Raw genomic sequence first — 23,024 nt, forward strand, 5'->3', positions numbered from 1 at the left:
ATGAATATGCAAATTGATTTTAAAAAACACAGTAAATCTCAATTTTTAAGCCCGGAACAGGTTGAAGAGTTCGGCGCCAAGGTTGATGCTATCCGCCGTGAAGTAATGGAAGATTTGGGCGAGAAAGACGCAGAATATATTTATAAAATCCGTAATTTTGTACGTTATAGCGAGATTGCTTCCCGCGGCATGTTAATGTTTGCAGGCTGGTTGCCACCAGTATGGTTAGCGGGCACAGGCTTATTGGGTATCTCGAAAATCGTGGAAAATATGGAACTTGGCCATAACGTAATGCACGGCCAGTTCGACTGGATGAATGATCCAAGTTTGAATGGTTCGACTTATGATTGGGATACTATTTCCACTGGGGATGACTGGAAATACACGCATAACTATATTCATCACACTTATACCAATATTGTCGGTATGGATCACGATGTCGGTTATGGTCTGATCCGTGTCAGTGAATCTCAGCCGTGGGAACTACGTTTTATCTGGAATATTCCTTTAACCATTCAGTTGATGGTGTTCTTTGAATGGTATGTGGGTGTACAGCGTTTGCATCTGGAAGATGTGATTGCCTATAAAACCAAAACCTGGAAACAGGTCTGGGAAGAAGCAGCACCTTTACGCAAAAAAATGCGTCGTCAGGTCCTGAAAGATTATGTATTTTTCCCGATTATTGCCGGTCCAAATGCGATTCCAGTATTTACGGGAAATGCGGTTGCCAATGTGATTCGTAGCCTATGGGCGTCTGCGGTGATCTTCAATGGGCATTTCACTGAAGATGCAGAAACCTTTGAAATGGACAATACCGACAATGAAACCCGTGCGGAATGGTATCTGCGTCAGATCCGTGGTTCGAGCAACTTCAGTGGTGCGAACTGGTTACATATTCTGAGTGGGAATTTAAGCCATCAGATTGAGCATCATCTGTTCCCAGATATGCCAGCAAACCGTTATGCGGAAGTTGCACCAAAAATCAAAGCCTTATGTGCCGAATACGGGATTCACTATAACGAAGCCAGCTTTGTGAAGCAGTTCTCGACTGTATGGGTCAGACTGGCGAAATGCTCACTGCCAAATGAATGGAATCAGCAAATTGCAGAAAAAACTCATGCAGTTAAATCGGTGTTTCGTTACTTTAAATCTAAGCTTGTAAATTAATTTTTTAAGGTTTCTCTATTATCCAGTTTGGTACTCCTCAATAGATTTGGATGGTCTATTGAGGATTTTTTTTATCTGTTAAAAAGTGCTCAGTTCACACGAATTTATGAATGAAATATGAAGATGTTTTTCAAAAAATGACGAAGCCGGGATAGATTTACTACGGCTGAAACGCTTCGCCTACAAGCTAAGCGTTTACCTCAAGAAGGTTCTTTTTATAATGGCCGCGTTCTATCATTCAAGCATTCAAGGTCTCAGTTTTGAAATATCTTAAATATTTTTCAGGCATCTCACTGTTATTGCTGTTAACCGCGTGTAATACCCCGGAAACTCCAGCACCAGATTATCAGGGGAACTGGAAAAATACACTGGAAAACTCTAAATTGGAAAATATCCTGGTGATTTCCAAAAATGGTGAAAACTATTTCATTACCAATACTATTAAAGATAAAGAAAGCGGCAAAACCGACAAGAAAAATCCAATGCCTGCTTCAGTCGCTGATAATGGTCTGCTACAGATTAATTCAGGTACAGGTGTCGTTGATTTCGAGATTGACGAAAAAACTGGCAATCTGGTCGGTTCAGGTTCCGTCTATAAAAAAGCCAAATAATGCGCTAATCTAATCATTCAGAGATAACACGAAAAATGCCATGATCAGGGAAGATTCATGGCATTTTTTAGTTCACCAATTTTACGAGACCAGCAAAATCTTCTACAAAATAATCTGCCTTGGCTTTGATCAAATCCATTTTATGCGCAGAATACTGGTCGTAAATTGCCACTACATCAATTCCCGCATTGTTGGCAGCTTCCACCCCAATTAAAGAATCTTCAACAATCAGGCAATCTTTAGCTTCAATTTCAAAATGCTGGAGCGCATTTAAATACACTTCTGGATGCGGTTTGATATTCTCAACATTTTCGCGAGTCAAAATAATCGCAAAATCATTATCAAAACTGATTTTCTGATTAATCTTCTGATTATTGTCCTGATAACGCTGCACATTGAACAAGCTGGTGGTAGTCGTAAGTGCCAATTGTATCCCTCGCTGTTTCAGGGCTTGAATCAGCAGCTCAGCTTGCGGTTTGAGTTCAATCACATGATCAAGAAAATGCCGTGAAATACCGTAACGGCGATTTTTAACCTCTTCCTTGCTTGGCTTGAAACCATAGAGGTCTTTTAAATAGCCACAATATTCCAGATAGGGATCGGGCATATGTCTAAAGACTTTCAGTTGCAGATCACGCAGTTGCTGAATCTGATCCAGACCGACTTCGATCCCTGACAATTCCTGAATCAGGGCAGCATCGACCTGGTTCCAGATTCCCACTGAATCAATCAAGGTTCCATCCAGGTCAAAACACACCAGCTTTTTATCTTTAAACATGTCACACCCATTTTTCTTTCACCGCCATTATCCCGTTTTTGGATAGAGATAAAAAGTCCAGTTTGGATGCATATCCAGATTGCTTTTATCAATAAATTCCTAAAATTAACTTATTTTGAGCATTTTAAGTATTACTAATAATAAAAATCGTAATACCAAATTGGCACGTCATTTGCATTTATCTACACCTCCTAATTTGAATATTTATTTTTTATAAGAAACAATTTGCTAGTTACTTTTTGTTACCTAACGGTTATATAAGAAAACTTAAAACTATTTAATTTAGTCTTTATTGATCAATTTATAGTCAAAAATATTTCATATCTTTACATTGGTTTATTTAATCTCTTATTTTCCTTAAGGTATTTTCCACTTCTTAACTCATTGAATTATAAAAGGGGAACAATGCTAGGATTTAAAAATCAAATCGTACACGGCGCAATTTTCGATATGGATGGAACCATGTTTGATACTGAACGTTTGCGCTTTCAAACCTTGCAACAAGCTTCACGTGAGCTGATCGGCGTCGAATTTTCTGAAAACTATTTAATGCAGTGTTTGGGCTTAAGTGCCCGTAGTGCCGAGCAGCTGGCCAAAGAGCGTTATGGACAAGATGTTCCTTATGCCGAGATCCGCCAGCGCGCCGATGTACTGGAACTAGAACATGTACGCAATTATGGTGTTCCAATTAAAAAAGGTTTATTACAGGTGTTGGAACGCCTACGCAAGGCAGGCCTAAAAATGGCGGTGGCGACTTCGAGTCGACGTGCGATCGCAGAAGAATATCTGATCAATGCCAATGTCTATAAATTTTTTGATGTGCTGGTGTGTGGTGATGAGATTAAACAGGGGAAACCTCATCCAGAAATTTTTATCAGCGCAGCCGAAAAAATCAATTTAAGTTCGGCTCAATGCCTGATGTTTGAAGATTCTGAAAATGGCCTACGATCTGCTTATGACGCAGGTGGCATGACGGTACTTTTCAAAGACATTAAAACGCCGAATGAATCGATGCTGGCACAAGCCCAATATTATTATGAAACGATGGAAGATTTTCTGACAGATCTGAACCAGTTTGTTCCGGTTCTGGAAATGCCAGAACTTGAGACTGCATTTCCGCAAACGCTGAATCAGTTAACAGTTGGGATTCACGGCTTCGGTGCGATTGGCGGTGGTTATCTGGCTCAGGTGTTATCACACTGGGATGGTTATACGCGTCCACGCAAAATTATTGCCTCAACGCGTAATCCACTCTATCAGTCTGCCGTAAATGCATTTGGCACTTATTGCATTCGTTATGGTCAGAACTCTTTTGATCAGCGTATTGAAAATATGATTGTGATTGATGCGCATGATCTGGAGCAAATGCAGAACATGTATATTGAATCCAGTCTGGTCGCAGTCTGTGTCCCTGAGGAAGCTCTGGTTTCTGAAGCAGAAGTAATTGCACAGGGTTTATATGCGCGATACTTGGCCTACGAGCAGCAGGAACAGCCGCTGACGCTGTTAATTATCCTAAATAAAATCGGGGCCAAACAGCTGGTGATGCAGCAGATTCTGAGCCGTCTGAAACAGATTACGGATGAACAGACAGCGCAGCACATTATGGATCAGCATTATTTCTGTGACACAGTGGTGAACCGTATGGTCTCCAAACTGTCCGATCAGAAACTGTACCGTCAGCTGCGCATCAAATACAACATGTTCAAGCAGTATCAGCTGGATGAAGATCTGTCCGTAGTGGATCTGGATGATTCTACAGCCCTGAATGCAGACCAGGAACATCAGGCGGGCTTGTATATTGAAGACCTGCGCCGTAATTTCCAGCCGAGTCATATTCTGCAGTCGATGGATCTGATTCTGTTTAATGCCGAAACGGATATGCCAATCTATGTGGAAAATAACAGTCCATTATTGGCCAAAATGCGCCAGATGATTCTGGTAGATGATATTGCCAATATCCAGCTGATTAAAAACCGATTATGGAATGGTGTGCATGCGATGATGGCTTGGTATGCCAGCCTGCGCGGTCATCAGACTATTGGCGTGGCCATGTCAGATCATTCGGTCAGAAAATTTATGCAGCAGGCTTTAGCGCAGGTCAAGCATGGCCTCTGTTACCAGATTCCTAAGCATGCTTCAGATCTGGAACGTCTGGCACAGAGTTTCACTGAATCCTGTGCCTATGCTTATCAGGATCCATGTGCACGTGTAGGGCGTGAACCTTTAAGAAAGCTGGAACACAATGAACGGGTTATGGGTTCATTATCGACCTTGCTTAAATATAGCTTGCCATTTGATGTGGTTTTAAAAGGCGCAGTGCTGGGTTATATCTATGCTCTGGAACAGGGTGAATGCGAGCAGCAGGAACTGTTGATGCATTTACAGATACAGTTAAGACATATGGCATTAGAGCCGCAGCTATATGAGACCTTGTATGATGAAATGTCACAATTCATCAATCAGACTATCGCCGGAAAACTATCCTTGCAGAAATTCATGCAACTGGATTTACAGCAAGCGCTCAGTTAAATATCAGCAGTAAATAAAAAAGACCCAGAAATTTCTGGGTTTTTATTGGAAGTTTATAAATTTATAATTTATACAGCCGTAGATTCTTGCTGATAAATACAGGATTGGGCAATTTGTCGCTGATCATCTGCGGACAGATCAATATTTTCCCATTTTTCCATCTGCTCTAATAGCCAGATAAAATCGGTAAATTGAGGCTCAACACTTTCACCTACAAGGTTACGGATAATATTCTGAATCTTATGGAAGTCATAAACGTGTCGAGAAGCTGAACATTCAAACTGGATAATCTGATAATCCACCAGCATGTCCCAGACTTCAGAAAGATCCGTAACATGCTTTAAATCCATCTGGGCTTTTTTTACAGCCGTGACTAAGGCCTCAACAGTCAGTGGATGCAACTCGCCCCATTCCTGAGTTATCGCCAGCACTTTGTCTGCCACTTTAGGAATGACATTCTGACTGGCTGCAACAATCAGGCTATAACCTTCAAGCTTGGCCTGAATATTCCAAGGTTCACCCACACAAAAACCATCAAAAATCTGTGCTGCAATCCCTTTGACCATTAAAGGGGGCGGTGAAGTCTTAAGCAATATATTTTTGGCATATTGCGGATCACTTAAGGCCAGCCATTCTCTTAAACAGTAATGATGAATGGAATATTTATAAACATGAGCCAGACCTACCTTGTGTTGCTGCTTTAAGGCACTGACCAGCTTTTGTGACGTGATCTGTTCATTATCTTCAGGCTGAATGCCCAGTGCATAACACAGATCCTGTCTTAAGCTGATAAATGCCTGATTGATACTGAGTATTAATGGAGTCTGCAAAGCGACTTGTAACTGGTCTGCGCCCAAAGCAGCCGCGGGAAGCATGGCAGACAGGCAATGGGCTGCATCCAGAAAGCCATAGGCCAGACGGTCGCGTAAGCTGGACCAGGAGGCTTCACGGATCAGATTTACTTTTAAACCCTGTTCAGTAAAATAACCTTGTCGCTCCGCCCAAAGAATAGCAACACAATCAAGCAGTGGAATATAGCCAATATTGAGTTCTGTTTTTTCTATTGTTGTCATTGAATGCTCCTTATTGGCCAGATAACAGTTTTTGTGCATCAAGTAAGCGCCTTGCCATATCGCCAATGGTAATCCGGTGACTCATGGCATTTTTGCGCAACAGGGCAAATGCTTCTTCTTCGCTCAGTCCATGCAGCTGGATCAGCAGGACTTTGGCTTTATCAATATCCCTACGATCACTTAATTTTTCCTGAGTTTCCTTCAGGTCATGTAACAGTTTTTTATGTTTCTGAAATTGTTCAATCGATATTTCTAGAATATTTTCCAGTTTGGTCGGATCGATCCCGTCCACAATATATGCCGTGACGCCGGCATCAATGGCATTTCTGATGGTGTCCTTGTTGGAATTTTGGGTAAACAGAACCGTAGGTAATTCATACTGACTCACGCAGCTTTCGATAATATCGCGATGAGGATGATCCATATTTAACAGAATGACATCGGCATGCAGGCTTTTGATATCAACAATGTTGAGGTCATTCAGAATGACACAGGCCACTACATGAAAATCATGCGCAAGCAAAGAAGCCTGAATAAATTCAGCGCGTTCTGGATCATCATCAATCAGGGCAATTCGTAATTTAGACATGCAAGATTTTTAGCTAGTACATCGGGGAATATTCTATGAAGACTTATGCAAAAAACATACCATGCAATTTGGTGCAAAAAATTAGGAGATCAGGTTAAAAGTGTCATAAAAATAGTGCAGAAGAACTTAGAAGGCCGAATTAACCTGACTAAAATAAGGCGTTCTTGAAATAAGCGCACTAAAATAAGGAGTTTTAAGGCGAATAATAATATAAAAATATTGGAATAATAATTGCTTATTTTTAATCCACTATAAAATAAAAAGGTGGAATAGACATGAAATTACAACTTATACCATCACTGCTAGTAATAGGAACTCTTTTGATGGCGGGTAATGTGATGGCAGAAGATGGTGGTTTACGTTTTACCGAGAAAACTCTGGCCAAAGTGGCAGAAATGAAAACCAAGAAAAAACCAGCCGACACCCAGCAAGCTGCACCATTACAAGCGCAAGTAATTGCAAATGACTCTAAATAATAACCAGAATACATGAAGAAACTCTCCAGCAGAAGGGTTTCTTTTTTTGGCTGAAATTTATAAGCCATAGTTCAAAAAATAAGAATTCTATTTTCTAGTTATAACTTAGATTTTGGTTTAGAAACCTGTCTATTAAACTGATCTTAATGAATCAGAATATTGTTTATATCTTCGAAATTTTTAATTTAAATCATTTTTTGCCAACTCGAATGAGATGGTTACAATAAAAAAATACATATATATAAATTACAAATACTTAATAAATTAGATGTCAGAACTTGTTTGAATCTGTCTGCGATCTTGCAAAGTATTGACAGATTATTCGTATAGAATAAATTAAAATATTGCCGCACCAGTCAGATATTTTGGCAGAAAATATCTGCTTAATTTTGCGTGCTTCATTTATGCTACAGCTTAAATTTTAAGCCAAGCCCTTAAGCAGATCAGGATCACTTATACAGGATTGTATAAATTCGCCATGAATATGACAAAAATTCCTCTCAAGAAAAATCCGCTTAGCCTGATGATATTATCGGCATTTTCAGGCCATCTTTATGCTGAAACTACGCTAATGCAGGATAGTGTTCAGCAGTTGGACACTATTGTGGTGACCACTGAGCAAAATACAAATTCTCAGAAACAGACTGAGGCGGAACTTGCCAGCGTTTCGGGAGGAACCAACTTTGTTTCAGATCAGCAGTTACAACATCAGCGTCTGGGAACCACTGCTGACGTCTTCCGTCTCCAGCCCGGTATTTATGCCCAATCGCCGGGCAATGAAGGAGCCAAAATTTCTATCCGTGGTTCCGGCATTAACCGTACTTCTGGTGCACATGCATCCGGAACTTATGTCATGATCGATGATATTCCCTTTACCGGACCGGGTGGTACGGCTTATGAACTGCTTGAACCGTGGTGGATTGATCATGTTGGGGTGTACCGTGGTGCCAATGGTTTAAAACAGGGCGGATTGTCCTTAGGTGGAACAGTTAACTATAAAAGTAAGACTAGTGCAGAGCAGAATGGCTCTGAATTAAAATACGAAGCGGGTAGCCATGGCTATCAGAAATACCAGTTTAGTACTGGCCGACAACTCGACAAGTTAGATTATTATCTGGCAGTGACGGGTTCACAGTTTGATGGAATTCAGGATCATGCCGAAGGTGATGGTAAAGGTTTGGCTTTGAATCTGGGTTATCAAATTAGTCCGGATATTGAAACCCGCTTTTATGCCCGTTACCGTGAAAGCAAACACTTAACGCCGGGACGCATTACCCAGGAACAGCTCAAGAATAATCCTGGAGCAGCCAATGATTTTAATCTGGCTGTAGATGCCAAGCGGATTCAGCCGGGCAGTACCTGGCTGGCAAATACTACCACCTGGAACTTGCAGGATGATGCCAAACTGACCGGTAGTCTGGCTTATCATCATTATCCATTGGATTTACGTGAAAGTAGTTATCGTACCAATGTCGATTATGAAGATATTAGTGCAAGAATCCAGTATGAGAAACCTTATCAGTTATTCGGTCTTGAACATCAAGGAAAAGTTGCTTTTCGAAGTACCACGCACCGTCCGAATAGTGGTGTAACCGAAACAATTCGACGCGATACTACAATTGATGGCACGTTTTATCCGGCAGATACCGTAACACGCCGTTATACTTATCGTGGTTCAGACAATGTGCTGCAATTTGATCAGGAAACCCAGTTGAATGATCAGTTTAAGCTTGATCTAGGATTGGCAGCAGCCTATACCCACCGTGAGAGTGAAGTGACTTATCCTGTGGCTAGTCCTGAAGTTAGCCGCTATGAATGGAATTTCGCACCGCGTATTGGCCTGACTTATCAGCCAAATGAGACGCTGCAATGGTTTGCCAATTTAAGCCGTAGTATTGAACCGGCACATCCATGGGCGATGGCATGGTCTTCGCCATATTATTTTAATGGTGGGGTCGCTTCAGGGCGGGTACGTGAACCTATTTATCTGGACACGCAAACTGCAAATACTTTAGAACTGGGTGGCAGGGGCCAATCAGCCTGGGGTGATTGGGCACTGAGCTACTATTATTCCAAAGTTAAAAACGAGTTATTAACCTCAGAGTTGATCAAAACCTATGAGGATGGATCGGAACGACCTTCTGAACCAATTGCTGTAGAATCCAATGCAACTCCAACCCTTCATCAAGGTGTGGAACTCAGTCTGGATACACTATTCTATGCATCACAGCAGGGCGAGTTTCGTTTACGTCAGGCTTATACCTTGAGTGATTTCCAATATAAAAACGATCCTTTATTTGGCAAAAACCAGTTGCCAGGAATTCCAAAACATCTTTATCAGGCACAGCTCAGTTATGCCTTGAATAACGGTCTTTATGTGGGTCTAAATACAGAATATGCATCGAAGATGGCGCATGATTATGCCAATAGCCGCTTTAGTGATGATTATCAGATTTGGGGTATTGATCTGGGATATGCGCCAGAAGATCAGTCATGGAGTGCCTGGGTTAACTTTAAGAACATCACCGATGAAAAATATGCAGCAGTGGTGATCCCAGGCTATGACGACAAAGGTGCGGACGCAGCGCGATCTTCGCCGGGTGAAGGTTTCTCTACTTATGCCGGTGTGTCATTTAAATTTTAATTATTTAAAAATTAAAAAAAGAGCGGGATATTTCCCGCTCTTTTTATTTACCCAATAAAATGATTGATCAGGTTTCTAATATTCCGGTAACGCCTGTCACGATCATATCGATGGCAATCGTACCAATCAGAAGCGCAGCAACACGACCTACAATATCGACATATAAATCAATGTAGTTGGAGTATTTATGCTGCAAATGATCATGCAGATATTTCATCAGGATCAGCAAGCTACAGGTTAGAAACAGGGTAAAGAAAATCACCAGAATGGTTTGCATTAAACTGAGCTGTATACCTGTGATCACAGAAGCCGAAATGGTGCCCGGACCGATCATAAACGGCATGGCAATTGTGCCCGCCAGATGACTGGGCGCTCCACGCATCACGCCAATCGTATCAGCACCTTCAAAGACATAACGATAGCCAATTACTAGAAAAATAATACCGCCAAAAATCTGGAAGGACTCAAACCGCACATGCAAGACTTCATTAAAGAAGGCTTCACCAGTTTTCGCAAAAATGATGAAAACAATAAAGCTGATCAGGCTGCCCTGAATCAATGCCATATTGAAGACCTTTGCTTCGGAATTACGGATAATTCCGAGCATATAGATACTCATCAAAAATGGATTGAGTAACGAAAAAAACAGGGCAAAGGCATTCAAACTTTCTGACATCATTGCGTCCTTCAGTAGTTGAGAGATCCTAGATTTCACGATCCGGGAAAAGTGGACGTTTACCTGGGCTGATCCGGTTAATGTGCAGATACATCATATGGCGTTCATATTTATCCAGGATGTCATTGATCACCTGTTCCTTACTGTAACCGACCAGATCGTTACCCTGAGAGCCTTCAAACAGATAACTTTCCAGACGATAGTAATAGCGTTTGGTTCGTTTACCACGTGAACTGAAATTTGGCGTGTCATAGCGTACCGGCCATATTTCATAAACAAAGTTTTCTTCTTCATCGAGCTGAATAGTCAGATCCAGATGATACAGTTCAGGTTCTTCCTCAAGTGATTTTTCCTGAATATTGACTTGAATACCTTTATCAATTAACTCGGTTGCAACGGCCTCGATGGCTGGTTTGCAGACATTGTCCAGCATGGTCCGGGTCTGGGACAGGCTTGGATGTAGCATGACCCGGCTCAGACGCTTCTTCCAGTTCAAGATATCCACATTACCGACCACAGGTGCCGCATTCAGGCTGGTACTGGCCTGACGAAAATCCTCCAGACGCAAGGACTTATATAGCCCCGCCATCACAAAGAAAATGACGAAACTAAAAGGCAATCCCATAATAATGGTAGTGTTTTGCAATGCAGTAACACCGTTAGCCATTAGCATAGCTAGCGTCAACAGACCAATTGCAATTGCCCAGAACACACTCAGCCAGCGCGGTGAATCATGCTCAATATTAGTGAATTTAGTGGTGAAGTTCCCCAATACTAATGCCCCTGAATCCGCTGAAGTCACATAGAACAACAACCCTGTAATGGTGGCTACACCTGCGATAAATGTGAAACCTGGATACTGTGCCAGCAGATCATAAAAACCATGTGCCGGATTTTCTAAAACAGTTGTCGCAAGCTGAGTATTACCATCAAAAATCACGCTGTATAAAGCACTATTACCGAAAATAGACAACCAAGTGAGGGTAAATAACAGAGGAATAACCAAAGTCCCGGTGACAAATTCACGAATGGTACGACCACGAGAAATACGGGCCAGGAACAGACCTACAAATGGCGACCAGGCAATCCACCATGCCCAGAAGAACAGGGTCCAGCTATTCATCCATTCTTTAGGCTGCTCAAAAGGAAAACTGCTTAAAGAGAGTTTCGGGAACTGGCTGAGATAATCACCAAAATTCTGAATTAGAGCCGCTAATAAAAACTCTGTATTTCCCATAAAGAGAATAAAGAGCAGCAACCCGATTGATACATAGATATTAATTTCAGACAGAACCCGAATACCTTTATTGACACCCGCAGTGACGGAAATAATAGTAATAATGACTGCAACACCAATTAATGCAGTTTGAATCCAGATATTTTCCGGCAAGCCGAACAGGACATGTAAACCATAATTTAATTGGACGACACCAATACCGCAGGTGGTGGCAATACCAAAAATCGTACCGAGTACTGCAGCGGTATCTACCGTATGGCCAATCGAGCCATTAATTCTTTTTCCAAAAATAGGATAAAGCGCAGATCGAATTGTCAGTGGTAAATTATAGCGATAACTGAAATATCCCAACGCAACCCCAATCAGCGCGTACATGCTCCAGCCGGTCAGACCATAGTGAAACAGGGTCCAGACCATAGACTGACGCGCGGCTTCAAAGGTTTCAGCTTCACCGACTGGAGGGCTCATATAATGAGACAAGGGTTCAGCGACCGAGAAGAACATCAAGTCAATCCCGATCCCGGCTGAGAACAACATGGCCGACCAGCTCAGCAGGCTGAATTCGGGTTTAGAATGTTTGGGACCAAGCTTGATTTCGCCATAACGTGAGCAGGCGATAAAGACAATAAAAACCAGATACAGCGTTGCCGCCAGCAGGTAATACCAGCTAAAGGTACTACTGACCCAGTTTAAAATATTAATAATGACTAGATTGGCTTGTTCATTAAATAAAATCGTGATGATAGAAAACAACAGAATAAGCGTCGCCGAACAATAGAAGACTACCTTATTCAGACTATCTTGCACCTCTTCGTTTTTCTTTTGCATAAATCTCTGACCATCGTTTTGTTGCCGAATGATCTACAGTGCAGTGTGATTTAAAAGCAAAAGCTGGCCCTAAAGCTTCCTTGTTTTCGTGAATTACAAACTTTTGCAAATCCAAAACAAACTGCGCTGTACATCAAGGGTGAGCTGGTACTATAATTTTTATTAATTGAACGTTCAATTAAAAAAGCGTTTAGGAATTGTTACATCATTCCGCTATTTGCTTTAGCAGAGTGATTTTGTATTGCTACATCCGTTATTCAGGTTAGTCCTATGCCAAAAGTTGGTATGCAACCGATCCGTCGTCAGCAACTGATCGATGCCACCTTAGCTGCAGTGAATGAGCTAGGTTTTGCAGAAGCTTCAATTAGTCAGATTGCTCAGAGGGCAGGTGTCTCAACAGGCATCATAAGTCATTATTTTCAAGGTAAAAATGGGTTAATTGAAGCCACAATGCGTTACTTATTGCAGCAATTAGGTAAATCTGTTGCTGAAATCAAGTCACAGGTGAATGACGCCCCTGAACAACGCTTACTGGCAATTGTGCGTGGCAATTTTACTGCTCCACAAACGGATAAAGCGGCCATGAAGGTGTGGTTGGCTTTTTGGACCAGCAGTCTGCATCAGCCCGATTTACATCGTTTACAGCAAATAAACCATTACCGCTTACATTCCAATCTTAAATATGAATTCATGAAAAAGCTGAGTAAGGATCAAGCTGAGAAGGCAGCACAAGGTCTGGCTGCACTCATTGATGGATTCTGGCTAAGAGGTGCTTTAGTAAGTGGCGAAATTGATCCAGAACTGCCGATTGAACTGTGTAGTGAATATATCCGGCAACAACTCAAATAACCAATCTGCGAGGGAATTCCATTGACAACATTCAAACTGCAACGTCCTTATATTCATGGACAATATGTCGATGCAACGTCCAATAGCACGTTTCAAACTATTAATCCTGCAACAGGCGAAGTCCTGGCTGAAGTGCAGGTCTGTTCAAAAAATGATATCGATCGTGCGGTTGAATCTGCACAACAAGGGCAAAAAGTCTGGGCAGAAATGACCGCGATTCAACGCTCGCGCATCTTGAACAAGGCAGTCGCCATTTTACGCGAGCGTAACGATGAACTGGCAAAATTAGAAAGCTTGGACAGCGGTAAAGCCTTTAGTGAAACATCAACTGTTGATATTACGACAGGTGCAGATGTACTCGAATATTATGCGGGAATTCTACCGGTTCTTGAAGGCCAGCAAATCCCGCTGAGAAGCAGTTCCTTTGTCTATACTCGCCGTGAACCTTTGGGGGTTGTCGCTGGAATTGGCGCATGGAATTATCCGATTCAGATCGCATTGTGGAAATCTGCACCGGCACTCGCTGCAGGCAATGCCATGATTTTCAAAGCCAGTGAAGTTACGCCTTTAACTGCGCTGAAACTGGCAGAAATTTATACCGAAGCCGGTGTGCCGCATGGTGTCTTTAATGTGGTTACCGGTAGTGGTGAAATTGGGGGTTATCTAACTTCGCATCCCGATATTGCCAAAGTGTCTTTTACCGGTGGCGTTTCTACCGGTAAAAAAGTCATGGCGCAAGCTGCAAATTCTAGCCTGAAAGAAGTTACCATGGAGCTGGGCGGTAAGTCTCCGCTGATTATCTGTGAAGATGCCGATCTGGATCTGGCGGCTGATATTGCCATGATGGCCAACTTCTATAGCTCCGGTCAGGTGTGTACCAACGGTACTCGTGTATTTGTGCCTTTGGCATTGAAAGCAGCATTTGAAGAAAAGATTTTACAGCGTGTTGAACATATTCGTATGGGTGACCCTCTCGATCCTGAAACCAATTTCGGTCCGGTGTCCAGCTTTGAGCATATGGAAAAAGTGCTGGGCTATATTGAAAAAGGCAAGATAGAAGGGGCACGCCTATTATGTGGTGGCGGTCGTGCTGAGGATGAACAGTTTGTCCAAGGGGCTTATGTCCTGCCAACCGTATTTACCGACTGTCGTGATGACATGACCATTGTACGTGAAGAAATCTTCGGTCCAGTCATGAGTATTCTCAGTTATGACACTGAGCAAGAAGCGATTCGTCGTGCCAATGATACCGATTATGGTCTGGCTGCAGGTGTCGTCACACCAGACTTAGCCCGTGCACACCGAATTATTCATCAGGTAGAAGCGGGTATCTGCTGGATCAATACCTGGGGTGAATCGCCTGCAGAAATGCCTGTCGGTGGTTATAAACATTCCGGTGTTGGACGTGAAAATGGGCTTGTGACCTTGCAGCATTACACCCAGACCAAATCGGTTCAGGTCGAACTCAGTCCTTTCCAATCTGTATTTAGCGCATAAGGGGGATTTGATGAATTACGACTATATTATTATCGGTGCGGGCTCTGCGGGTAATGTTCTGGCAGCGCGTTTAACTGAAGATCCAGATACTAAGGTGCTATTACTTGAGGCAGGTGGCCCGGACTATCGTCTGGATTTTAGAACCCAGATGCCGGCCGCTTTAGCTTATCCTTTACAAGGACGCCGTTATAACTGGGCCTATCTGACCGATCCAGAACCCCACATGAACAATCGCCGTATGGAATGCGGCCGTGGTAAAGGTCTGGGCGGATCTTCACTGATTAATGGCATGTGCTATATCCGTGGTAATGCTATGGATCTGGAACAGTGGGCCAGCCTTAAAGGTCTGGAACACTGGAACTATGCGCAGTGTCTACCCTATTACAAAAAAGCTGAAACCCGCGATATTGGCGGCAATGACTATCATGGCGATTCAGGCCCGGTTTCAGTCGCAACGCCTAAGAATGGTAATAATGAGCTGTTTCATGCTATGGTCGAAGCTGGGGTTCAAGCCGGTTATCCACGTACCGATGACTTGAATGGCTACCAACAGGAAGGCTTCGGGCCAATGGATCGTACTGTGACACCACAAGGTCGTCGCTCCAGTACGGCACGTGGTTATCTGGATATGGCCAAAGGCCGGGATAATCTCACCATTATTACCCATGCCATGACCAACCGAATTCTGTTTAATCGCAATAAGGCGATTGGCGTAGAATATTTTGAAGGTCAAAATACCTTACAGCCGATTCAGGTCTTTGCGGATCGTGAAGTTCTACTATGTGCAGGTGCAATTGCATCTCCACAAATCCTGCAACGCTCCGGTGTAGGTCCGGCTGAATTGTTAAAAAGTCTGGATATTCCGGTGGTTCAGGACCTGCCGGGTGTGGGTGAAAACCTGCAAGACCATCTGGAAATGTACTTACAATATAAGTGCAAAAAACCGGTCAGCTTATACCCAGCATTAAAATGGTATAACCAGCCCATGATTGGCGCAGAATGGCTATTCTTAGGTAAAGGAATTGGTGCCAGCAACCAGTTTGAAGCCGGTGGCTTTATCCGTTCTTCGGATGAGTTCGAATGGCCAAACATCCAGTATCACTTCCTGCCAGTGGCGATCAATTACAATGGAACTAATGCTATCCATGAGCACGGCTTCCAGGCCCATGTCGGTTCTATGCGTTCACCATCTCGTGGTCGAGTCCGTTTGAAATCCAAAGATCCGTTCGAGCATCCAAGTATTCTGTTCAACTATATGAGTACCGAACAGGACTGGCGTGAATTCCGGGATGCCATCCGCATTACCCGTGAAATTATGCATCAGCCCGCCCTGGATCCATATCGTGGTGAAGAAATCAGTCCGGGCAAAAATCTGCAAACTGATGCAGAAATTGATGAATTTGTTCGTAATCATGCAGAAACAGCGTATCATCCGTCCTGTAGCTGTAAAATGGGTGAGGATGATATGGCCGTTGTCGATGGTTATGGGCGTGTGCATGAGATGCAAGGCCTGCGTGTCATTGATGCTTCAATTATGCCGCTCATTATTACAGGCAACCTCAATGCAACCACGATCATGATGGCTGAAAAGCTTGCAGATCATATCTGTGGCAAGCAGGCATTACCTGCTTCTACAGCGCCTTTCTACCGGGCCCCACGCGCTTAAGTCATGGCTATATTCCTGTTGCTTGTTGCATCAAGGAATATAGCGGAATTTATTTTTACCCAAAGCTGGATAAGAGGCTGTAATCGGTTTCAGTGTTATCCATTCTTTGCTTAATATAATTTATATTTTATGAGAATTTTCAAACAAACAGTCCTTTTCGGCTGTGCTGCTGTTTCTAGTGTTTATTGTTTTGCAGAGGATGCGAAAGCAAAAAAAATTGAAACCAGTGGAAACATCAGTGTAGTTTCTAAATACATCTCCCGTGGTCTGACCAATGCACCAGAAAATGATGACGTTGCCTTACAGGCAGCACTGAATCTGGTTTATGGTAATTTTTATGTCGGTTACTGGGGCTCAACCTTAGGGTATTCCTATCCGGAACTGGAAGGCAAAAAATCACATCGTCGTGATAAATTCGAACATGATTTTATCGTGGGATATACCTATAGCAGTGAAAACTACAACTGGAATTTTTGGGATGCGACCTATTATTATCCGGGTGGCAGCCATACCACTTCAAATGAATTAGGTTTGAATGTAAGTCGTGCACTAAACGACAAGACCAGCGTTACAGCAGGTGTGTCGACCTATTTATATGATGTGGCCTATGCCAATCAGGGCGATACTTTTTATACCCTGGATTTAACCCATCAGCTTAATGATAAGCTGGGTGCGCATGTCGGTGCAGCGGGTGGTTATTTTAATGATGAAGGCAAATATGAAGGTAATGAGCTGGGCAACACTACCAAACAGTATGCTTTCCGTTATGCAACTGCCGGATTGAGTTATGAAGTTGCGCCGAAGTTGACCTTATCTGGTGATTATATTTTTGGTGGTTATGACCGTTTTGGTGATAAACAGCGCGATCTCGCTGTGTTTGGTATTGGCTATGATTTTTAATTTGAATCTTGATCTGATTTAAAAAACGCATTTCCCAGTCCATAAAATCCAGCCGGGAACAGCAAGTATTAATAAAAACAGTCTGTTCCCGGCTTAAAGCCAGATTTTCTGAATATTTAATTAACAGATATTTTGATAAATCTGCAGTAAATTCGAGCAAACATTATCAATTTCATAAAATGATTCTATAATAGCGCCCATTCTTTCTCGAGCTTATCCTGAAACTAACTGGTTGAAGGTTTAACCCGGGTTATTATTATTTTTGAGTCAAATTCTCCTCCGTGATTCGGCTTGTATATTCAGATTTAGCATCTTATCTGTCCGTGGTGGCACATAAGAATATTTAGGTATCCACATGGAAATTAAGGTCAATTATCTCGATAATCTTCGTCAGGAAGCCAAGTTCGATGACTTCACGGTAATCGCCGATCAGCCGATCCGCTATAAAGGTGATGGTTCTGCGCCAGGTCCATTTGATTATTTTCTGGCATCTTCTGCGTTGTGTGCAGCTTATTTTGTTAAAGTTTATTGTGCAGCGCGTGACATTCCAACAGACAATATCCGTCTGTCTCAAAACAATATCGTCGATCCTGAAAACCGCTACAAACAGATTTTTAAAATTCAGGTCGAGCTACCGGCTGATATCTCTGAAAAAGACCGTCAGGGGATTTTGCGTTCGATCGACCGTTGTACCGTCAAAAAAGTGATTCAGACTGGTCCTGAATTTGTTATTGAAGAAGTTGAGAGCATTGATGCCGATGCTCAGGCTTTGTTGATGCCAAATCTGGCTTCAGACAGCCTAACCTGTATTCCGGGTAAAGACTTACCACTTGAAGAAACTATTGCCAATATGTCTGCGATTCTGGCAGGCCTCGGCATGAAAATTGAAATTGCGTCTTGGCGTAACATTGTACCGAATGTCTGGTCATTGCATATTCGTGATGCCCAGTCACCGATGTGCTTTACCAATGGTAAAGGTTCAACTAAGGAAAGTGCGCTGGCATCTGCACTGGGTGAATTTATCGAGCGTCTGAACTGTAATTTCTTCTATAATGACCAGTTTTGGGGTGAAGATATTGCCAATGCAGAATTTGTGCATTATCCGGATGAAAAATGGTTCCAGCCGGGTCCAAATGGTGAGTTGCCAGCAGAAGTTTTAGATGAACATACCCGTGAAATTTATGATCCTGAAGATGAGTTACTAGGTACTCATCTTTATGATACTAACTCGGGCAATAAATTACGTGGTATCTGTTCATTGCCATTTGTACGTCAGTCTGATGGTGAAACTGTATATTTCCCATCGAATCTGATTGAAAACCTGTACCTCAGTAATGGTATGAGCGCGGGCAATACCTTAGCTGAAGCTCAAGTACAATGTTTGTCTGAGATTTTCGAACGTGCGGTTAAACGTGAAATTCTGGAAGGTGAGCTGGCACTGCCGGATGTACCTGAACACGTACTGGCAAAATATCCGAAAATTATTGAAGGTATTAAAGGCTTAGAAGAGCAAGGCTTCCCAGTACTGGTCAAAGATGCCTCTTTGGGCGGTCAGTTCCCGGTGATGTGCGTGACCTTGATGAACCCGCGTACGGGTGGTGTCTTTGCCTCATTCGGTGCACATCCAAACTTTGAAGTGGCTTTAGAGCGCAGTCTGACTGAACTGTTACAAGGTCGTAGTTTTGAAGGCCTGAATGATCTGCCAAAACCAACCTTCAGTTCAAATGCAGTCACTGAACCGAATAACTTTGTTGAGCACTTTATTGATTCAAGTGGTGTCGTATCTTGGCGTTTCTTCAGCGCAAAATCTGACTATGATTTTGTTGAGTGGGATTTCACCAATAATGGCCAAAACTCAAATGCCGATGAGGCACAGGAATTGTTTACCATTCTAGAAGAGATGGGCCATGAAGTTTATATGGCGGTCTATCAGCATTTAGGTGCAACCGCTTGTCGTATTCTGGTGCCGGGTTATTCTGAAATTTATCTGGTGGAAGATCTGGTTTGGGACAATACCAACAAGGCGCTGTTATATCGTGAAGATATTCTGAACCTGCATCGTCTGGATGATGAACAGCTAGAAGCTCTGGTTGAACGTCTGGAAGAAGCAGATGAAGATGATTACACCGAGATCCGTACCTTGATCGGGATTGAATTTGACGAAAATACCGAATGGGGTCAGCTGACCATTCTGGAACTTAAACTCCTGATCTATCTGGCTCTACAACAATTTGAAGAAGCTAAAGATCTGGTCGAACAGTTCTTGCAATACAATACCAATACCGTTGAACGTGGCCTGTTCTATCAATGCATGAATGTAGTGCTTGAAGTCATTCTGGATGATGAAATGGAACTGGAAGACTATGAACACAACTTCCGCCGTATGTTTGGCGATGCCCGTATGGATGCAGTCCTCGGTTCAGTAGAAGGTACAGTACGTTTCTACGGTTTAGCTGAAACCAATATGCAGCTTGAAGGTCTGGATCGTCATCTGCGTTTAATTGATAGCTACAAGAAACTCCATGCAGCGCGCGCCAAGTTTGTAGCAGCGTAATAAGTGAAGATGATTAGCTGACTTTACTGGTCTTTAAATCTTTAAAAAATAGCCCATCTTAGAATGGGCTATTTTTTTATATTGCTCTAACATTTTGCGAGTGTTTTAAAAAAGAAAAATAAAGGGCGATCATTGCCGCCCATTTAAATCTTAAATAACAGCTTAGATATTATTTAAAGTCAGAGAAATGTTATTGACCATATGAATCAGACGAGGACCGATTTCATTTTCCAGTTTTTCCTGATTGAGCAGATAGGTTGGTGCGCCGCAGTTAAAAGTCAAAATACCATGTTTAGGATGAATCAATGGCACTGCAACAGAGTTCACATCTTTGGCCCAATCACCGAGAGATAAGCAATAGCCATAATCCTGATAATCACGAATAGCACGTTCTAAATTACGCTTAATGGTTGGCCACTGATCTTCATTTCTTTTCTTGATGGCATCAAATAGATACTCACGTTCTTTAACTTCCATCGCAGCTAGGCAGGCACGGCCCATCGCACTACTATGAATAGGCAGGGTAGAGCCAACTGGACGACGCATGGTCAAAGTAGACTCTGTGTGAACGACTTCCAAATAAATCATGCTCAGACGATCACGGGTTGCCATGGCGACAGGCGCTTGAGCATAACGTGACATTTCTTCCATAAATGGATATGCCTGTGTACGTGCCGAAATATTGCTTAGCGCTGCATAACCCAGAGCCAATACACCAACGTCCAACAGGTATTTGGTCGTATTCGGTAACTGTTTTAGATAACCTAAAGAAACCAACGTGCTGGTGATCCGGGCAACAGTCGGTTTTGGCAGATTAGTTAGCTGTGCAATTTCCTGGTTGCCCAGTAATTGATTCGTTGCGGAAAAACATCTGAGAATTTCTAAACCACGTGCAATAGACGCGATAAATTGTGGGTTATTTTCTCTATGAATATGTGAAATCGGATCTAAACGGATCTCATCAAAATTAGGTATTTCGCCAGTTTTATTTTTTGTCATGGTCAGAGCAATTAAAGGTAAATTAATAAATATGATAGCAATTAAATTTCACGATACAAAATAAAACACTTCTATTAGTGATAAAAATAAATAAAAAAGTGCTCACTTTATCTGTATTTAAGTTAATTAGCGCTATTCAGCTAAAAACCATGCAGAATCTATAGGTTTTTGGGACCTGTAATGATTTTTAAGTATCTTTAGAAAATTTAAAGTTCACCAGATAAAATTTCAGGAAAATGGAGCCAATCAAAACGAGAATCATCAGCACGATTTAATTGAAACATTCTTATCTCGCTGCACTTTTATAGAATCAATTATGACCTGATTCAAATCATCTAACTCTTTTCTAAATCTACCAACAATCTAAAAATTTCGCATTGTGAAATAAAATTCTAACTAAAATTTTTAATTAAAGCTAGAAAAATTTGCTTTTTTGCTTAAAAAATAAAATTTTTAATAATTTTTCTTGCTCAAAATGAATTTTTATGATTATTTATTTCGTATTACGAAACTAAAATTAAAGGGTAAAGGAATTTACCCAGATGAACTAAATAACATGGAGATCCCTATGATTCGCGATCCGGAAATGCTTGAGCAACTTCTTTCGACTATTCGTAACTTTGTCAAAAATGAACTAGTCCCTTTAGAACATGAAGTTGAAGAAAGCAACGCGATTCCTGAGCGTATTGTCGAGCAGATGAAAGAATTGGGTCTGTTTGGCCTAACCATTCCAGAGGAATACGGCGGTTTAGGTATCACCATGGAAGAGGAAATTCTGGTCGCAATGGAATTAGGCCGTACATCGGCTGCATTCCGTTCTTTGATCGGGACCAATAACGGGATCGGTTCAAGCGGGATCGTGATTGACGGTACAGAAGAGCAAAAACAGAAATACCTGCCACGTTATGCGACTGGTGAAATCATTGGTTCATTCTGTTTAACTGAGCCGGATTCAGGTTCAGATGCAGCATCTTTAAAAACCAGCGCGGTTAAAGATGGCGATTACTATATTTTAAACGGTACCAAACGTTTTATTACCAATGCACCGCGTGCAACGACATTTACGGTGATGGCGCGTACCAATCCTGATATCAAAGGTGCAAGCGGCATTTCTGCATTCCTGGTAGAAGCGAATACACCGGGCCTAAGTCTGGGCAAAATTGATAAAAAAATGGGCCAACATGGTTCATACACTTGTGACGTGATTTTTGACAACTGTAAAGTTCATAAAGATCAGTTGATCGGTGGTGTTGAAGGCATTGGCTTTAAAACTGCAATGCGTGTTCTGGATAAAGGCCGTCTGCATATTGCTGGCTATAGCGTAGGTATGGCAGAGCGTATGCTGGAAGATGCTTTAAATTATGCAGTGGAACGTAAGCAGTTCGGTCAACCGATTGCGAATTTCCAGCTCATCCAAGGCATGCTGGCAGACTCTAAAGCTGAAATTTATGCAGCGAAATGTATGGTTCTAGATGCTGCCCGCCTGCGTGACGAAGGCAAGAATGTGACTACTGAATCTTCATGCGCGAAAATGTTTGCGACTGAAATGTGTGGCCGTGTAGCGGATCGCTGTCTGCAAATTCATGGTGGCGCGGGCTATATCAGTGAATATTCAATTGAACGTTTCTACCGTGATGTGCGTTTGTTCCGTCTGTATGAAGGTACAACTCAAATCCAGCAAATCATCATCGCACGTGAAATGATTAAACAAGCGACCGCGTAAGCAGCAGATTTTAGAATATTGGAAATATTAAAATGAGCACAAGAATTAGATTTGACTGGCAAGATCCATTTTTACTGGAACAGCAACTGACTGAAGAAGAACGTATGATCCGTGACAGCGCGCATGCGTACTGTCAGGATAAGCTGATGCCACGTGTACTAGAACAGTTCCGTCATGAGAAAACAGATCCCACTATTTTCCGTGAAATGGGTGAACTCGGTCTGC

18 protein-coding genes are annotated in these 23,024 nt (G+C 42.3%); 12 read left to right on the forward strand and 6 right to left on the reverse strand.

Features of this window, described 5'->3' with window-relative positions:
* Both RJ01_RS10530 and RJ01_RS10535 read left to right on the forward strand, forming a co-directional pair.
* A complete protein-coding gene (locus tag RJ01_RS10530) occupies positions 1–1,167 on the forward strand; it encodes an acyl-CoA desaturase (protein ID WP_034171032.1) in 1,167 nt (388 codons plus the stop codon).
* Between the two features lie 260 nt (positions 1,168–1,427).
* Positions 1,428–1,778, forward strand: coding sequence for a hypothetical protein (locus RJ01_RS10535; protein ID WP_034171033.1), 351 nt, complete (start codon positions 1,428–1,430; stop codon positions 1,776–1,778).
* A gap of 67 nt (positions 1,779–1,845) precedes the next feature.
* On the opposite strand, the gene RJ01_RS10540 is transcribed toward RJ01_RS10535, so the two are convergent.
* Positions 1,846–2,556, reverse strand: a complete 711-nt coding sequence (locus RJ01_RS10540) for an HAD family phosphatase (RefSeq protein ID WP_034171034.1) — start codon at positions 2,554–2,556, stop codon at positions 1,846–1,848.
* A 405-nt stretch (positions 2,557–2,961) separates the two neighbouring features.
* Here RJ01_RS10540 and mtlD point away from each other — a divergent pair, with 405 nt between their 5' ends.
* Positions 2,962–5,088 (forward strand): bifunctional mannitol-1-phosphate dehydrogenase/phosphatase, encoded by a 2,127-nt coding sequence (mtlD, locus tag RJ01_RS10545; protein ID WP_034171035.1) that lies wholly within the window; start codon positions 2,962–2,964, stop codon positions 5,086–5,088.
* Positions 5,089–5,156: 68 nt separating this feature from the next.
* On the opposite strand, the gene RJ01_RS10550 is transcribed toward mtlD, so the two are convergent.
* Both RJ01_RS10550 and RJ01_RS10555 read right to left on the reverse strand, forming a co-directional pair.
* Positions 5,157–6,161: an ABC transporter substrate-binding protein gene (locus tag RJ01_RS10550; RefSeq protein WP_034171046.1), complete on the reverse strand. Its 1,005-nt coding sequence runs from the start codon at positions 6,159–6,161 to the stop codon at positions 5,157–5,159.
* A 10-nt stretch (positions 6,162–6,171) separates the two neighbouring features.
* Entirely contained in the window at positions 6,172–6,750 is a 579-nt protein-coding gene (locus RJ01_RS10555) for an ANTAR domain-containing response regulator (RefSeq protein WP_004785667.1), read from the reverse strand.
* 275 nt (positions 6,751–7,025) lie between these two features.
* Between RJ01_RS10555 and RJ01_RS16320 the strand changes: the two genes are divergently transcribed.
* Both RJ01_RS16320 and RJ01_RS10560 read left to right on the forward strand, forming a co-directional pair.
* Positions 7,026–7,226, forward strand: coding sequence for a hypothetical protein (locus RJ01_RS16320; RefSeq protein ID WP_152606030.1), 201 nt, complete (start codon positions 7,026–7,028; stop codon positions 7,224–7,226).
* Between the two features lie 478 nt (positions 7,227–7,704).
* Positions 7,705–9,870 (forward strand): TonB-dependent receptor domain-containing protein, encoded by a 2,166-nt coding sequence (locus RJ01_RS10560; RefSeq protein ID WP_034171036.1) that lies wholly within the window; start codon positions 7,705–7,707, stop codon positions 9,868–9,870.
* 67 nt (positions 9,871–9,937) lie between these two features.
* Here the strand turns inward: RJ01_RS10560 and RJ01_RS10565 are convergent, their stop codons facing one another.
* On the reverse strand, positions 9,938–10,546 hold the full coding sequence (locus RJ01_RS10565) for a MarC family protein (RefSeq protein ID WP_034171037.1): 609 nt from the start codon (positions 10,544–10,546) through the stop codon (positions 9,938–9,940).
* A 28-nt stretch (positions 10,547–10,574) separates the two neighbouring features.
* Complete coding sequence (locus tag RJ01_RS10570) at positions 10,575–12,611, reverse strand: choline transporter (RefSeq protein ID WP_034171038.1); 2,037 nt, start codon at positions 12,609–12,611, stop codon at positions 10,575–10,577.
* 270 nt (positions 12,612–12,881) lie between these two features.
* Between RJ01_RS10570 and betI the strand changes: the two genes are divergently transcribed.
* From betI to RJ01_RS10595, 5 genes are all read left to right on the forward strand, one after another.
* Positions 12,882–13,460 (forward strand): transcriptional regulator BetI, encoded by a 579-nt coding sequence (betI, locus tag RJ01_RS10575; protein WP_034171039.1) that lies wholly within the window; start codon positions 12,882–12,884, stop codon positions 13,458–13,460.
* A gap of 21 nt (positions 13,461–13,481) precedes the next feature.
* Entirely contained in the window at positions 13,482–14,957 is a 1,476-nt protein-coding gene (betB, locus tag RJ01_RS10580) for a betaine-aldehyde dehydrogenase (RefSeq protein WP_004785680.1), read from the forward strand.
* Positions 14,958–14,967: 10 nt separating this feature from the next.
* Positions 14,968–16,623 carry a choline dehydrogenase gene (betA, locus tag RJ01_RS10585; protein ID WP_034171040.1) on the forward strand — a complete coding sequence of 552 codons (1,656 nt, stop codon included), beginning with the start codon at positions 14,968–14,970 and terminating at the stop codon, positions 16,621–16,623.
* 129 nt (positions 16,624–16,752) lie between these two features.
* Positions 16,753–17,523 (forward strand): hypothetical protein, encoded by a 771-nt coding sequence (locus RJ01_RS10590; RefSeq protein WP_034171041.1) that lies wholly within the window; start codon positions 16,753–16,755, stop codon positions 17,521–17,523.
* A 355-nt stretch (positions 17,524–17,878) separates the two neighbouring features.
* Positions 17,879–20,077 (forward strand): OsmC domain/YcaO domain-containing protein, encoded by a 2,199-nt coding sequence (locus RJ01_RS10595; RefSeq protein ID WP_034171042.1) that lies wholly within the window; start codon positions 17,879–17,881, stop codon positions 20,075–20,077.
* Between the two features lie 162 nt (positions 20,078–20,239).
* On the opposite strand, the gene RJ01_RS10600 is transcribed toward RJ01_RS10595, so the two are convergent.
* Positions 20,240–21,076 carry an IclR family transcriptional regulator gene (locus tag RJ01_RS10600; protein WP_004785687.1) on the reverse strand — a complete coding sequence of 279 codons (837 nt, stop codon included), beginning with the start codon at positions 21,074–21,076 and terminating at the stop codon, positions 20,240–20,242.
* Positions 21,077–21,644: 568 nt separating this feature from the next.
* On the opposite strand from RJ01_RS10600, the gene RJ01_RS10605 reads away from it, so the two are divergent.
* Together RJ01_RS10605 and RJ01_RS10610 are read left to right on the forward strand one after the other, a co-directional pair.
* Positions 21,645–22,799 carry an acyl-CoA dehydrogenase family protein gene (locus RJ01_RS10605; protein WP_034171043.1) on the forward strand — a complete coding sequence of 385 codons (1,155 nt, stop codon included), beginning with the start codon at positions 21,645–21,647 and terminating at the stop codon, positions 22,797–22,799.
* Positions 22,800–22,831: 32 nt separating this feature from the next.
* The coding region (locus tag RJ01_RS10610; protein ID WP_034171044.1) for an acyl-CoA dehydrogenase family protein at positions 22,832–23,024 on the forward strand (193 nt) is incomplete at its 3' end.

Origin of the sequence: Acinetobacter sp. YZS-X1-1 (assembly GCF_000804305.1) — a bacterium.
GTDB classification, from domain to species: Bacteria; Pseudomonadota; Gammaproteobacteria; order Pseudomonadales; family Moraxellaceae; genus Acinetobacter; species Acinetobacter variabilis.

Coding starts and splice junctions, on each gene's coding strand:
- RJ01_RS10530 (WP_034171032.1), top strand. CDS start 1: ATGAATATGCAAATTGATTTTAAAAAACACAGTAAATCTCAATTTTTA.
- RJ01_RS10540 (WP_034171034.1), bottom strand. CDS start 2,556: ATGTTTAAAGATAAAAAGCTGGTGTGTTTTGACCTGGATGGAACCTTG.
- mtlD (WP_034171035.1), top strand. CDS start 2,962: ATGCTAGGATTTAAAAATCAAATCGTACACGGCGCAATTTTCGATATG.
- RJ01_RS10550 (WP_034171046.1), bottom strand. CDS start 6,161: ATGACAACAATAGAAAAAACAGAACTCAATATTGGCTATATTCCACTG.
- RJ01_RS10555 (WP_004785667.1), bottom strand. CDS start 6,750: ATGTCTAAATTACGAATTGCCCTGATTGATGATGATCCAGAACGCGCT.
- RJ01_RS16320 (WP_152606030.1), top strand. CDS start 7,026: ATGAAATTACAACTTATACCATCACTGCTAGTAATAGGAACTCTTTTG.
- RJ01_RS10560 (WP_034171036.1), top strand. CDS start 7,705: ATGAATATGACAAAAATTCCTCTCAAGAAAAATCCGCTTAGCCTGATG.
- RJ01_RS10565 (WP_034171037.1), bottom strand. CDS start 10,546: ATGTCAGAAAGTTTGAATGCCTTTGCCCTGTTTTTTTCGTTACTCAAT.
- RJ01_RS10570 (WP_034171038.1), bottom strand. CDS start 12,611: ATGCAAAAGAAAAACGAAGAGGTGCAAGATAGTCTGAATAAGGTAGTC.
- betI (WP_034171039.1), top strand. CDS start 12,882: ATGCCAAAAGTTGGTATGCAACCGATCCGTCGTCAGCAACTGATCGAT.
- betA (WP_034171040.1), top strand. CDS start 14,968: ATGAATTACGACTATATTATTATCGGTGCGGGCTCTGCGGGTAATGTT.
- RJ01_RS10590 (WP_034171041.1), top strand. CDS start 16,753: ATGAGAATTTTCAAACAAACAGTCCTTTTCGGCTGTGCTGCTGTTTCT.
- RJ01_RS10595 (WP_034171042.1), top strand. CDS start 17,879: ATGGAAATTAAGGTCAATTATCTCGATAATCTTCGTCAGGAAGCCAAG.
- RJ01_RS10600 (WP_004785687.1), bottom strand. CDS start 21,076: ATGACAAAAAATAAAACTGGCGAAATACCTAATTTTGATGAGATCCGT.
- RJ01_RS10605 (WP_034171043.1), top strand. CDS start 21,645: ATGATTCGCGATCCGGAAATGCTTGAGCAACTTCTTTCGACTATTCGT.